The organism is Vibrio sp. B1ASS3, assembly GCF_905175355.1.
Lineage (GTDB): Bacteria > Pseudomonadota > Gammaproteobacteria > Enterobacterales > Vibrionaceae > Vibrio > Vibrio owensii.
This window is the reverse complement of sequence record NZ_HG992742.1, coordinates 1681040-1694385: the sequence shown is the minus strand read 5'-3', so window position 1 is coordinate 1694385 and position 13346 is coordinate 1681040. Positions and strand designations below refer to the sequence as shown.

Sequence of the window (13346 nt, the reverse complement as noted above, 5' to 3'; positions counted from 1 at the left end):
ATTTCCAAGCGTAATTAAGTTAAACAATATGGCAGCTAACGCCTTGCTAAGGTGTGAGTAACGCAATACAAAAGCTACCGCACAGCGCCTTAATCACCATAAGCCACCGCAAAGTAAAAATGCCACGCGTTACGAATCACTCTTAAACAGTTTGTTAACTGCCGTACTCACAATGACCAAGTAGAGCTTCTTCTGACTCTTTTCTGTGGAGCAACATAGTTTGGACCTTTGAAACTATTTTTACACTTTCTACAATTCCAAAAGTCGTTATTTCCACCCTGCAAACGAATTAGTTTGCGCTCATCGTCGAAGCAAGGCTGACAAAAAGGTCCATCATCTGCTTGCTCTTCTTTTACAACCCAATATGAGGGAGCACGATAAACGACAGATTCAACTTTCTCTAGCTCTGCTTTCACAGCAGCGAGTTCCTTTTTGAGCTTTTCTTTCTCTTCTTGCTGAGTAAGAAGCTCCTCTCGAATATAAAAAAGAGTATCCTGCACCTCGCCCAACCTTTCGATTGAAGCTTGAATTTTTTCTGAAACCTCAGAATCAATTTTTGCATCTAAAGCTAACTTGCTAATTTCTTTTATATTTTTAATCGCTGTATAAGCACTTGTTATCGTAGCAATATCCATAAGTTCTCCATAGGCAGTTAACGCCGCATTAAGGTGTGAGCGACGCTTGCACATAACCTAACGCATTGAACCTTAGACACTAAAGTCCCAGTTTAAACTGAAAATGCCGAGCGTTGCGAATCACTCTTGAATGCTTGTTATGTGCGTACTAAATATTTACGTACAATCTCAGCATGTCCTTGTGTTGAATACCATTTTCATAGATTGGCTCGGGGTAGTTTAGCAAAAAATGGTCTTTGATAATTGAGTCTACTCGAAACCCTAAACGCTGATAATAAGTCAGTTGATAGCCAAATGTACCCGTACCAAGCTCTACCCGATTGATTCCCTTGCTTGGTAACTCAGATAGAACAAGCTTTAGCAACTTAGAGCCAATACCTTGACCTTGTAGCTCTGGAGATACAGATACATTAAATATTTCAGCAAGGCTGTTGGTCTGCGCTTTAACGATACAAGCCGCTAAAACTTGCCCACTGTCTAATGCAGCAAAGCACCATGAATCAGATAAATATGAAGCGACACTAGCTTCCGAAGGATCAGCCTCGAGTAATAAATCTAGTGGAATTTCGCTACTTTTGACTTCGATATATTGCATATTTCCTCCGAGCACATAACGCCCAATTAACGTGTGAGCAGCGCAGCCACTGAACTTAACCACTACGCCGTAAACACTAAGCTCACCCCGAAGTGAGAGCGCCAAGCGTTGCGAATCACTGTTGAATTGTTTGTTATGTTTTACCACAAATACATGATTTACTTGAGAAAGGACTACTTTTTCTGACTAGTTTTCTGAAGTAAACCACAAGGTTGAAACCAACTTGACCGCCAAAGGCGACCAACCGAAAACAAGTAAGTCCACTTCCCTGCTCAATGAGGCAAACCGACTAAGTACCAAAGAGCGCCCTTTCTTTCCAACCAAAGCGCAAAACAATTACAAATTGCCGAGGCAACTGCCAAGATGAAATGCTGATTGACTAAGAACCTAAAAGCGACTTTAAACCAGAGAGATTTAAACCTAGCCAACTCGACCTGACAATGAAGCAACCCACGAACATTGGCATGTTTTACGGGCTGAGAGATTCAAGAACTTAGACCGACAATGCGAATTTGCTGAGTCTACTCGGAACAAATTGCCAGAGGGACAAAGAACTAGAGCCTAAGACCTTTAAGCCTTTGAATTTCAAGTAAACATAACGCCAAATTAAGTAGTGAGCAACGCTGTCACCTAACCTAAACCCTTGTGCTGCAAACACTAAAGCTGATTCAAACCGAAAGTGCCAAGCGTTGCGAATCTGCTTAAATTGTTTGTTATGTGCCTTTTTCACAAGGCGCTAGAATTTCGAGTTCTTGGCTAGGTAAATATGTAATTTCCAAGCAAGTTAACCGCCATATACTTTCACTTAATTCGGCTTTGAACTCAAATAGGCCATCACCTTTCGGACCTTCGATCTCGTACTGCATATCAGCAGAACCAGAAACTTCATACCCTCGAATGATTCCTTGAACTAAGTCAATGTCGTAAGGCGTACCAATATTTGCGTGAAACTTGTCCGAGGTCTCTAGAGTGCTAAGCGCTAGCTTAGTTGAACCAGATTCTTCAAATGAGCTATTCATACTTATAGAGAAGATGAATGCCAAGATAACACCACAGGCCAGCATTATCGCAGCTGCAACAGACCACTTCCTTTGAGAGTTTTTAAACTCTTCAACACTACTCCATTGGTTATGCTTCCAAGCCCACTCATTGCCTTTGAAACCAAGAATAAATGGCATCGCAATGTTAACTAACGGGACAAAAACCAACAAAGCTCGATAGGTACGAAAGCGAATACCCCATATCCAATTGAATGCAAACGCGCCCCAATTCCAACCTTTAATCTGTTCAGGGACTTCTTTACTATTATCCATATATTCCACTAATCCTATTCGGGCACATAACGCCCAGTTAAGGTGTGAGCAACGCAATACCGATGCCACCGCAGACTACCTTAAACACAAAACGCAACGCATAGCAAAAATGCCAAGCGTTGCGAATCACTCTTAAACAGATTGTTAGGCTGGTACTATTTCGAGTTCACGATCCCAAGGACTATGTGTTCCTGATGGGAAAGCTCTACGTCCAGCAAAAGTCTGACTAGTCACCCGTAAATTACTAATCCTGAACAAGTCAAACCTACGCCACTCAGGTAATCCTCCGGAGCTACTTTGACCACCGATTTGATAAGCCAAGAGTTGAACATTGCCATTACAGACACCTAGCACATGAGGCTCTACCACGCGTAACCTATTGCTATAGGTAAACTCAATTACTAACTTATTTTGAATTGCTCTTCGAATTTCTGATTCGTTCATTTTGATACCTCAAAGAACGGCAATATGCCACTAGACACATTACAAGAATTCGATACTCAAATAATTGAAGTTGTTGGCAAATCCATAATTTTTATATGGGGAAAGCCTAACGCCGCATTAAGGTGTGAGCAACGCTACCACGAAACTTAGCCAAGCCACCGTAAACACCACGCTCAACGATGGAACGAAAAGCGCCAAGCGTTGGGAATCACTCTTAAATGCTTTGTTATAACGCTTTGTCGGTATGCGTGTTATCATATGCCGAAAGAATCGCAAGTACAAAGGACGATTAGCTACATGTTACAAGCTATTGAAATAAAAAACTTTAAATCTATTGAAGACTTACAGCTAAAGTTTGGAAGAGTAAACTTGTTCATTGGTGAAAATGGCTCTGGCAAAAGTACAATTTTAGAAGCCTTAACTTTTGCAGCAGCCTCTGAAGCGGACAAGCTTGATACAGAGTTTCTCGAAAATAGAGGCATAAGGGTTACGATTCCTAAACTTATGCGCTCTAATTTTTCGCAAGAGCATCTTGAGGAACCTATATCTATTAAAGTATCTATAGATAGCGATGGTAGTGGGCGTAAGTACCTAATTAATAACGATAACGATACTTACTCTGAGTGGAAACTTCAAACTGATACAACTTTAACTTCCAATGAAGTGACAGTAAGTACACAAGAGTTCAATCAGACCTTCGAGCAATACAAGAAAATGATGGATTTTGTATCGAGCAATGCTTTTGAAAAACTGAAAGGCACTTTCGGCGATGATAGTGACATATCGAAAGTGCTCGAAAAATTAGAAGAGCATGATTTAAAAAACAAGTTTTCAGACCTTTCAGAGTCAGTGAAAAACGTTGAAAATTCGGTTAATGAAGAACTAGCCTCACTAAAGAATTTTGTGATCTATGCACCACAAAATAAGCAACTTCGAAACTTAAAAGAAGAAGGTGCTATACGCCCTGTGGGTATACATGGCGAAGGGCTATTTAAATTACTTCGTGAAATACATGACAAACAACCAGAAGCTCTTAAAGATATTGAGAAGGGTTTAAGTTTGATTAGTTGGTATAAATCGATGGATTTAGATAATGAGCCAGAATTAACTGAAGACGAATTATTTATTCAAGATAAATACTTACCGGTTCAATTAACACAACGAAGTGCGAATGAAGGCTTTCTTTATGTAATGTTCTATATGGCATTAATTGTATCGAAAAATACACCTCGTATTTTTGCAATAGATAATATCGATGCTGCACTTAACCCAAAACTGTGTGCAAAAATTACGAGTTATCTAGTTGAGTTAGCAGAAAAGTATGACAAGCAGATTTTCCTTACAACTCAAAACCCTGCAACTCTTGACGGAATTAATGTGTTTGAAGATAACCAAAAGTTATTCGTAGTGTCAAGAAAGAAAAGAGGACAAACAACAGCTAGGCAGTTTACTTCTGATAGAATGCCTAAAACAGAAAATGGTGAATTAATTCTTTTATCTGAAGCAATGATTAAAGGCTTTATTGGCGCAATCCCAAGGGGCTTTTAATGAGATTCGGGCTAATTAGTGAGGGGCCGACCGATCAGGCTACTATTGAAAATATGCTTTGTGGTATTTTTGATGATGAAGAGCTATATGAACTGATTACTCCACTACAACCAGGTGGTTCGTCAGATACTACCCAAGAAGGTGGATGGGAGCGAGTTCTCAACTACATTAGTAACCACAAGTTTCGTCAATCTTTTTCAACTGTAGAGAATATTGTTATACAAATAGATACTGACGTAGCAACTATGAAAGGTTTTGATGTTGATCTTCGAGATGATGAAGGCAAAACACTTAAAGAAGTTGCCTCTATCTTCGAGAAAGTAAAAAATCGATTAATAGAGCAAATAGAATCTGGTGAAACTGGATTTTATGAAAAAGTTAAAGACCGAATTATTTTTGCAATAACAGTCCATTCACTAGAGATATGGTTATTTAAACACCACTGTAAAGTCACATCGAATAAAAAAGTCATCAATAGCGGTGAAAATAAACTTGCTACTGAGTTAATAAAAGATCGAAAGCTAGCACAATTTACGACAACAGGAAAAAACAAAACGATCTTGATGCTCAAGACCTATGACAATTATGATAAATTGAGCAGAAAATTTTACGATAGTAAAACTTGCGCTCAGTCGGTTGACGATCTATGTAAGGTAGATGAGAGCTTTCAACTATTCAAAAACCAGTTAGTCTAACTTAATGTAACGATCTCATCAGAGGTCGTTGCGTTATAACGCCCTGTTAAGGTGTGAGCAACGCAATACCGAAGCTCCCGCATACCACCTTAACCACTAAAACCAACGCATAGTAAAAATGCCACGCGTTGCGAATCACTCTTAAACAGTTTGTTAGATTTCTATACGTGGTAGCCTACATTTCTCATTTCTATCTTTAGTTGCTCTTGCCAGTTGAGGCTTGCATCCATCCCAACGTAAACTACGCCACTAATATCGTTTGGTGTTTCGATGTCCCCTTTAACAACAGCACAAACTCGTGGGCGACCCAATTTACCAATAAGGTATCCATGCTCAAACACAACATTTTGGCGCGCACGATACCGACCACTTAAAGCCCCCACTTTAGCTCCTGTATCGCATGGAGTGTAAAGTACAATACCGAAACCAACATTTGAGTAATGTTCGATCTTTTCAATAATTGTCATTCCAGAACTTGCCTGCATATGCAAAATGATTGGCTGTAAACCTAAACTAGAAATGAAACTTGCAACATCTAGTTTTGCTATATCGTCATGTCCATGAACAATGAATACTTGAGAATTATTAAACCCCGCATCATCTTGACTATCAGGCTTAACAACAGGCGGAGGAGGCATTCGCCGCTGTGTGGCAGCATTTACTTGAGCTTGGTTTAAATATCCACGCCTCATGAGAATTTCAAAAATAGGCTCATCTTTGACTGCCCAATGCGTACGAGATAATTCGAAACGCCCTAAGTCAATGTCAACACGCATAGACTCAATTGCGCCAATTGGGAGGCTAGGAAAAATAGGGTCAAATTCATAGCTGAGTACAACTGAACTATTTCTAACCCTGATATCAGTAATCTAGCCAATCCGAGTTTCGACCGATTCGTTTTCAGTTACAAATAGCGTGGGGAAACTTTTTAGCTCTTCAATCGCATTCTGATCGAAGAACTTATACCGCTCACTAATTTCATTGGCAGTGTACTCTACAATCGCTCTACTACGATCGCACTGATAAGGAGTGAGATCCCACGTTTCAGGGTCATGGGAAATAATTAAGTTAAACAATATACAATCTCCATTCTCACGGACTCAAATGAAATCTAACGCCGCGTTAAGTAGTGAGCAACGCTACCACGAAACCTAACCATGCCACCGTAAACACAAAACCCAACGATGGAGTGAAAAATGCCATGCGTTGGGAATCTGTCTTAAACGCTTTGTTATGTGAATTTTAGCCGTGTGCGTCGATACTATCTTTTGGGGCTTCTGAACGTATGTCCATGCCATAGTCTCTGATGACACCCCCAACTCTGAGTCTGTAGCTTTCAAAAACACCACTACGACCTTTTAATTGAGCAAATCGATGAGATTCTAGATTCCGCCACTCTTGAATTGCTTCTTCGTCACGCCAAAATGACAAAGATAGAACCTTGCTGTCATTTGTTAGACTTTGGAAACGTTCGATTGAGATAAAACCATCAATATCTGATAGCAGCGGTTTTAGTTCACTTGCAATATCTAGATATTCAGAAGTTTTACCCTCTGCTACCTGTACTTCAAAAATTACTGCGATCATAACTCACCAGACTACGACTAATATATTCGAGCATTTTACCGAATTGGAGCTGCTGTAAATATGAGTTGTAGCAAGAAGTTAGAGATTAGATTCTGTGATTTTTCGCCATTCACATAACGCCCAATTAAGGGGTGAACAACGCCTCCACCCAAATCTAAAGCATTGCGCCATAAACACTAAAACTGAAGTAGAAGAAAAAGTGCCAAGCGTTGTGAATCCCTCTTAAATTGCTTGTTATGTACGTGTTTCGTTTATTTGGGTTGCCACGGCTCACGCCAACCATGTTCGTTTAAAATTGCCAGTCTTTCGTACAACTGAGAGCTTTTCAGAAAACCTGAAACAACTAATGACACTTCATTAGACTGACCGGCTGAGCATATTTTGGAGTATCCTGAATGAGCAGCCTTGCTTAAACCAAGTATCCAATATTGTATTTCAGATGTAACATTGATGATCTTCGGCTTATTAGTCATTACAGCAACAATTGCATTATCATTGCTATATTGTCCTTGCCGCTCTAACTCGGAAAGAACACATCGATATAATACAAAGTCTTTGCTTAACATTGAGTTTCTAGTTGTTTCTTTCGAAGTCGTATCATTTATAACGTCGCTAGATTTAATTAACTTGTCCAACCCCTGAAGAGCTTGATGCTTTTCACTGGAAAATGCTGATTGACAAGCTAACACTAACGTAAGCCCCCAATAGTACTGCTCTCATTGCACCCTCAAATATATAGTTTTTCTCTAAGTACATAACGCCCTGCTAAGGGGTGAGCAACGCAATACCGAAGCCGCCGCAAACCACCTTAATCACTAAATTCAACGCATAGTAAAAATGCCACGCGTTGCGAATCCCTCTTGAGCAGTTTGTTAGTCGCGAGGCACCGAGCGACAATTTTAAGCCGAACTAAACTTTGCGAACAACAAACTTTATGTGCTTTGATGCACTTAAGTCAGGCGTAGTCTAAAAGCGGCTAGTCAATGAAACCACTTGGAACAGCCAACGCCGCAGAAAACGGACTGACAACACCAAAAAGCGCTTTTTGGAAAACCAATCTCACAGTGTGGACTTTCAACGAAGTCACTGAAACCACGTGGAATTTACAACACCAGAGAAAACGTAATTTCAGCGATTAAATCGGCTTTTGTACCGACAAACTCACCGAGCGGAGTTGCAACCAAGAACAGACGTTCGATTGCCCTGTTCTGTCAGCGCCAAAGAACAAAAAAACCGCTTGGACACTTGCAAAACTTTGGATTTGAAACAGCTGAAACTGAGTTTTGACCATCGATGAAGAGCCTGTATAGCAAACAATCATCAGCCAAATTTTAAGCTTAGAAACATGATTTTTATTGCTAGCTTTTTCTGGCGACTAACGCCCAATTAAGGGGTGAGCAACGCTACCACCCAACTCAAAGCATTGTGCCATAAACACTAAATTGGAAGTAGAACCAAAAATGCCAAGCGTTGGGAATCCCTCTTAAATTGTTTGTTATACGCGTGGTTGAGACTTGAGTGAGATACTCATTACACTGTGGTTTGGCTCACTCTCGATATCGACTACCGACCAACCCAAAGACTGATACAACTGGCTACATTGGTATAAGCATACAGTTTAGTTTGAATTGTTTCTGATACTTGATTAACTCCTCGGTTAATCAATTCGCTAGCTATGCCCTGATTACGGTAATTAGGTGAAACAAAGACAGCATTAAACCAAATAACCTCGGGGTCACCATGTGGTTCTTTGAAACGTGAATACGCTAGGCCACCGATGACTTTATTATTTCTTAGAGCAACCAATATGGGTGGAAGATTGGCACCGGGTTTATAGGTATCAGCGAACGAAAAATCAGACCATTCACTTTGAAATAGCTTCTCTAGCTCGAACCAATTCGGGCTATTTTTATCGCAATTTCTGAATACTACTTTGTTCATATTGAACTATTTCCTCGAAAGCGTATAACGCCCTGCTAAGGGGTGAGCAACGCAATACCGAAGCCGCCGCAAACCACCTTAATCACTAAAATCAACGCATAGTAAAAATGCCGCGCGTTGCGAATCCCTCTTGAGCAGTTTGTTAGTTTGCAAACCCAAAGCGTTGATTTTACGTTATTTTAAGCTTTGCAAACAATAAACCTTATGTGTTTTGATGCACTTAAGTCAGGCGTAATCTAAAAGCGGCTAGTCAATGAAACCACGTGGAACAAACAACTCCGCAGAAAACGAACTCACAACACCAAAAAGCGCTTTTGGAAAACCAATCTCACAATGCGGACTTTCAACAAAGCCACTGAAACCACATGAACTTACCACACCGGAGAAAACGCCATTTCAGCGAGTAGATCGGCTTTTGTATCGACAAACTCAACGAGCAGAGTTTCACCAAAAAAGTTCGACTCAGAGAACCCCAAAGTCAGCACACCAAAGAACAAACCAACCGTTGAAACGATGCCAATTTTGGATTTTTACCACGCTAGTTAACACTGTAATTGAAAGAAGATACGACAACTTAAACTTTGAACTTTTACCACTAGATCTTGCGATATAGCTGCGTTTTTCCTCTTGCAAACTAACGCCCTGTTAAGGGGTGAGCAACGCAACACCGAAGCCGCCGCAAACCACCTTAATCACAAAATTCAACGCATAGTAAAAAATGCCACGCGTTGCGAATCCCTCTTGAACAGTTTGTTATGTGATTATTTATCACCTTCAATCACAACTCTTTGACCATGAAAATTCCATTTTATGCGCATATTTATTTTACTTGGTGATTTTGCCTTGAACTTTTCGACTTTTGGGCATCGAGTTATCAAACCTTCGCTATATGTAGGTAGTAACTCTCCAGACGGAACATTACACTTTGAAATAACATTTCCATCATCATCAAAAGCTTCAAAATCTACATAGACATTGCGCCATATATCTGTACCTCTATTGGTTAACACACCAGACATCTCTACCGTCGAACCCAAATCAGAAAAACTCTGCAAACTAAAAAACAGATCATTTTCAGGATTGTAATAGCGATCCGGAAGATTGTTTGGAAATAGTTCTTTAGAGTCAATAATGTAAGTCGAGCGAACTTGATCTGCTAGCTCCTGAGCCTCAGCTAGATCTTTTATCCGGCTAGATTTAGTGATTTGATAATGTATTTCATCAACGGATGAAAAGCCTATACCGACAAGAGCTCCAATCACAATATATTTAATTAAACTTTTGAACATACTTTACCCAAAATCACATAACGCCCTGTTAAGGTGTGAGCAACGCAACACCGAAGCTCCCGCATACCACCTTAAACACTAAAACCAACGCATAACAAAAATGCCACGCGTTGCGAATCACTCTTAAACAGTTTGTTAAACGTTTTTTTGTGAGAAATGTTCAACAACCTTCATACCAACAACAGTATTTTTATGGTCAAAGAAACCTAAATATTTCTTCAAATCTGATGTACCACTACGACTAAGAATTAGTTTATTTACCATAGAGCGAATACCAAACTGATTTACGAGCGAGTTTAAAGGCTGCCCTTTTATAGCAACCTTAAGCACACCAATGCCTGCTGTGAACGTAGGAGCATTTGAGTCTACAGAACCTATAGTCGAATCGACGTATAAAGAGATAGATTGAAGAATTTTGGAAAATTTATTCATATCTTTATAGCTACCATCGCTTAATGCTTGCTGGTAGCAGTTTAACCAATCTCTTAGTTCTTGGTACTCTTCTCTTAACTGAAGAGCTACCTTAATCATATCGCTTGCAGAATTTGACTCTTGTATAACTCGTATCGGTAAAGGAAGCATATTTACATTTAGTGCATATAGTTCACTACCTGCGTTATGTAGCGCAGCTATAGAAGCTCTTTTCTCTGAAACTAGGTTGTTTAGTCTCAGTACTGAATCTTCGTTAGAAACCATTATTCCAGCATCAGTAAAAAAGCGCTTTCTAACTGGGTGAGGCGTATATCCTTTTTCGTAAACAAAACCTCTAGCTAACATGCCTGCACCGCCCCATAGAGTTTGTGATAAGTACCCGTGCGGAGCATATCTATTCTGAATAAAACCTACTCGGTTTTCTTCATGATCTTTCTTTAAGTCTGATGTCAGACTAAGGCGTTCAATAAACTCGTCACGCGGTCCTTGTAGCCTCTTATAGTCGACTAAAAATGGGTAAGGTCGTATAACCCCCTTAGAAACCGCCTCTTGAAATGGGTTTCCTTCACAGTTCCAAGCACTAATAAAGTTCTCTTCGACTAAAATCTGATCACGTAAAATAATATCAGTGAGTAAATCAAACAGTGCTTCTGTATTGATAATGGCACTCAAGCTATCTTCATAAGAGTAACGATCGTTCTCTTTGTCGATTGCAATGTAGTGCGATTTACTTTCATCAATACCACCTGTCAGTAACCCACCAATATTTTGTAATGACCAGTTATCTGAAATAACGCTCTGACTCATTTATGATCCTTTAAATTTCTGCTCATTTTGAAGCTAAGAAAACGTTTAACGCCCAATTAAGGGGTGAACAACGCCACCACCCAAACCTAAAGCATCGTGCCATAGACACTAAATTTGAAGTAGAAGCAAAAATGCCGAGCGTTGTGAATCCCTCTTAAATTGATTGTTATGTTTTACCACAAACACATGATTTACTTGAGAAAAAACTGCAATTTCTAACTAGTTTTCTGAAGTAAACCACAAGGTCAGAAGCAACTTGACCGCCAAAGGCGATTAACCTAAAACCAGTAATTCCACTTCCCTGCCCAATGAGGCAACCCGACCAAATCACAACAAGCGCCCTTTCTTTCCAACCTAAGCGCAAAACAATGCCGAATTGCCGAGGCAACTGCCAAGCCAAAATGCTAATTGGCAAATAACCTCAAAGCGACTTTGAGCCAGTTAAACCAAAAGCCAACCGCCACGACCGGCGTTTTTCAAGGTAGTTGTCATCATTCGCTTACTTATTAAGCGGCTTCTTTATCTGGATTTAAGTGAACCACTCCAGCTGGCTCACAGTTCCTAATATCATCTGACCATCGCTCTGGATTCTTGCGCTTTGCTGCAAGTAACACCTTTGCGCGACGCTCTAAAATCTCTCGGTCTTTACCATTGTGTCGCTGTGAAGGTGTCACATAATTTATCTTGCTATGCTTGTGTTCCGTATTGTACCAACGTACAAAAGCCTCAACCCAACAGCGACTCGCATCCAACTGTTCAAAGCCTTTTGTTGGCCAACTCGGCATATACTTTACCGTTCGGAACAGTGACTCCACATACGGGTTATCATCGCTTACTCTTGGGCGACTATAAGATGAGGTAATGCCTAGCTCATCCATTTTTGCTTTGAACGTCAGTGATTTCATTGGTGCTCCATTATCCGAGTGCAGCACCAGCGGTTGATTAAAGCATTGTTCACGCATCAACGTTCGTTGCAATAACTGTGACGCTAGCTCACCACACTCACATTCATAGACATCATAACCAACGATTTTGCGGCTGTAGATATCTTCTATTACGTACAGATAGTAGTGCTGTCCACGAACTCTTGAAGGCAAGTAAGTAATATCCCATGTATAGACTTGGTTCGGTCCTGTTGCTGTATAACTTGTTGGCTTAGGTGGTTTTTGCCGACTTCTCTGACGCCCTCGATTATGAAGTTGACCTTGCGCTCTCAGAACCCGATAGTAGCTCGCTTCAGAGGCGATATACTCGCCTTTATCAAGAAGCGTCGGAACGATTTGAGTCGGTGGTAGACTAGCGTATTCCGAGCGATTACAGACCTCTATAATCGCATCCCGCTCTTGTTGTGATAGCTTATTCGCTGGCTCTGGCCTAGTACATATTGGCCTTTTGTCAGCTTGAACTTCACCTTGCTGATACCAACGCCGATAAGTTCTCAGGTCGATTTGGGCTTCATGGCAAGCTGGCTCTAAACGGCAACCACTTTGTCTAGCCTCGTGTATAAGACCAACCAAGCACTGCCTTTCATCGGTTGAGGTTAGTCGTCCTCTGGCTCTTCCCCGTAAAAGGCTCTCAGCTTTTTTCGCAGGACTAACAGAGCTGCGGTTTCAGCGAGCGCCTTTTCTTTGTGTCGTAGTTCTTTTTTCAGCTCTTTAATTTCAAGCTTGTCGGCTTTCGCTTGTTTCTTAGCTTCGGCTTCACGCTCTTTACTCGACATGAAGCCTTGCATACATTCGCTTCGCCAGTTTTCCACTTGCTCGGGGAACAGGCCTTTTTCACGACAATATTGGCTGAGTTCATTCTCGGTCATCGAGTAAGTTTCAGCGACGATGGCAAGTTTAGTTTGAGCAGACCACTGCTCTGATGAAGTATTGCTATTTGGCACAGCGGCTCCTGAACGTCTGAGTTGCTGTCGCCAATGATACAGGGTTGCTGTACTAATACCTTCTTCTTTTGAAACCTGGCTTACCGACATGGAGTATGGAGGCAGTAGTTTCTTCAATATAGCTTCTTTTCTTTCTGCTGGAATACGAGACAAAATTCATTCTTTACCGCCC

At 40.7% G+C, this 13346-nt stretch carries 12 protein-coding genes and 2 pseudogenes; 3 read left to right on the top strand and 11 right to left on the bottom strand.

All coding sequences use genetic code 11. The features are described from left to right. Positions 1-167: 167 nt before the first annotated feature. The 4 genes from KJB05_RS07880 to KJB05_RS07860 all read right to left on the bottom strand — a co-directional run bounded on the left by KJB05_RS07880 (position 168) and on the right by KJB05_RS07860 (position 2987). Positions 168-635, bottom strand: coding sequence for a hypothetical protein (locus KJB05_RS07880; RefSeq protein ID WP_052036750.1), 468 nt, complete (start codon positions 633-635; stop codon positions 168-170). 148 nt (positions 636-783) lie between these two features. Next, positions 784-1230: a GNAT family N-acetyltransferase gene (locus KJB05_RS07875; protein WP_208446511.1), complete on the bottom strand. Its 447-nt coding sequence runs from the start codon at positions 1228-1230 to the stop codon at positions 784-786. Between the two features lie 713 nt (positions 1231-1943). Then, positions 1944-2543, bottom strand: coding sequence for a cytochrome c oxidase assembly factor Coa1 family protein (locus tag KJB05_RS07870; RefSeq protein WP_208446512.1), 600 nt, complete (start codon positions 2541-2543; stop codon positions 1944-1946). 144 nt (positions 2544-2687) lie between these two features. Then, complete coding sequence (locus KJB05_RS07860) at positions 2688-2987, bottom strand: WYL domain-containing protein (protein WP_072036459.1); 300 nt, start codon at positions 2985-2987, stop codon at positions 2688-2690. Positions 2988-3284: 297 nt separating this feature from the next. Here KJB05_RS07860 and KJB05_RS07855 point away from each other — a divergent pair, with 297 nt between their 5' ends. Together KJB05_RS07855 and KJB05_RS07850 are read left to right on the top strand one after the other, a co-directional pair. Beyond that, positions 3285-4535, top strand: coding sequence for an ATP-binding protein (locus KJB05_RS07855; RefSeq protein WP_208446487.1), 1251 nt, complete (start codon positions 3285-3287; stop codon positions 4533-4535). Then, a complete protein-coding gene (locus KJB05_RS07850; RefSeq protein WP_208446488.1) occupies positions 4535-5230 on the top strand; it encodes a hypothetical protein in 696 nt (231 codons plus the stop codon). The genes KJB05_RS07855 and KJB05_RS07850 overlap by 1 nt, the downstream gene beginning before the upstream one ends. 161 nt (positions 5231-5391) lie before the next feature. Here the strand turns inward: KJB05_RS07850 and KJB05_RS07840 are convergent, their stop codons facing one another. The 3 genes from KJB05_RS07840 to KJB05_RS07830 form a co-directional block, all read right to left on the bottom strand. Then, positions 5392-6006: a nucleotide-binding protein gene (locus KJB05_RS07840; RefSeq protein ID WP_244142990.1), complete on the bottom strand. Its 615-nt coding sequence runs from the start codon at positions 6004-6006 to the stop codon at positions 5392-5394. Between the two features lie 466 nt (positions 6007-6472). Then, positions 6473-6817, bottom strand: a complete 345-nt coding sequence (locus KJB05_RS07835) for an antibiotic biosynthesis monooxygenase (RefSeq protein WP_208446489.1) — start codon at positions 6815-6817, stop codon at positions 6473-6475. 251 nt (positions 6818-7068) lie between these two features. Further along, positions 7069-7383 (bottom strand): hypothetical protein, encoded by a 315-nt coding sequence (locus tag KJB05_RS07830; protein ID WP_213053108.1) that lies wholly within the window; start codon positions 7381-7383, stop codon positions 7069-7071. 417 nt (positions 7384-7800) lie between these two features. Between KJB05_RS07830 and KJB05_RS28930 the strand changes: the two are divergent. Further along, positions 7801-8104 (top strand): annotated as a pseudogene (locus KJB05_RS28930) (hypothetical protein). 208 nt (positions 8105-8312) lie between these two features. Here KJB05_RS28930 and KJB05_RS07820 read toward each other — a convergent pair. From KJB05_RS07820 to KJB05_RS07790, 4 genes and pseudogenes are all read right to left on the bottom strand, one after another. Next, a pseudogene (locus tag KJB05_RS07820) lies at positions 8313-8758 on the bottom strand (GNAT family N-acetyltransferase). Positions 8759-9519: 761 nt separating this feature from the next. Next, positions 9520-10047, bottom strand: a complete 528-nt coding sequence (locus KJB05_RS07805; protein WP_208446499.1) for a hypothetical protein — start codon at positions 10045-10047, stop codon at positions 9520-9522. Between the two features lie 135 nt (positions 10048-10182). Next, positions 10183-11286: a hypothetical protein gene (locus KJB05_RS07795; protein WP_208446497.1), complete on the bottom strand. Its 1104-nt coding sequence runs from the start codon at positions 11284-11286 to the stop codon at positions 10183-10185. 506 nt (positions 11287-11792) lie between these two features. Continuing rightward, positions 11793-13327 (bottom strand): IS3 family transposase gene (locus tag KJB05_RS07790; protein ID WP_208446524.1). Its coding sequence is split into 2 segments (ribosomal slippage): positions 11793-12865 and positions 12865-13327, totalling 1536 coding nucleotides; the frame shifts between segments, so codons are not numbered across the junction. Positions 13328-13346 lie beyond the last annotated feature (19 nt).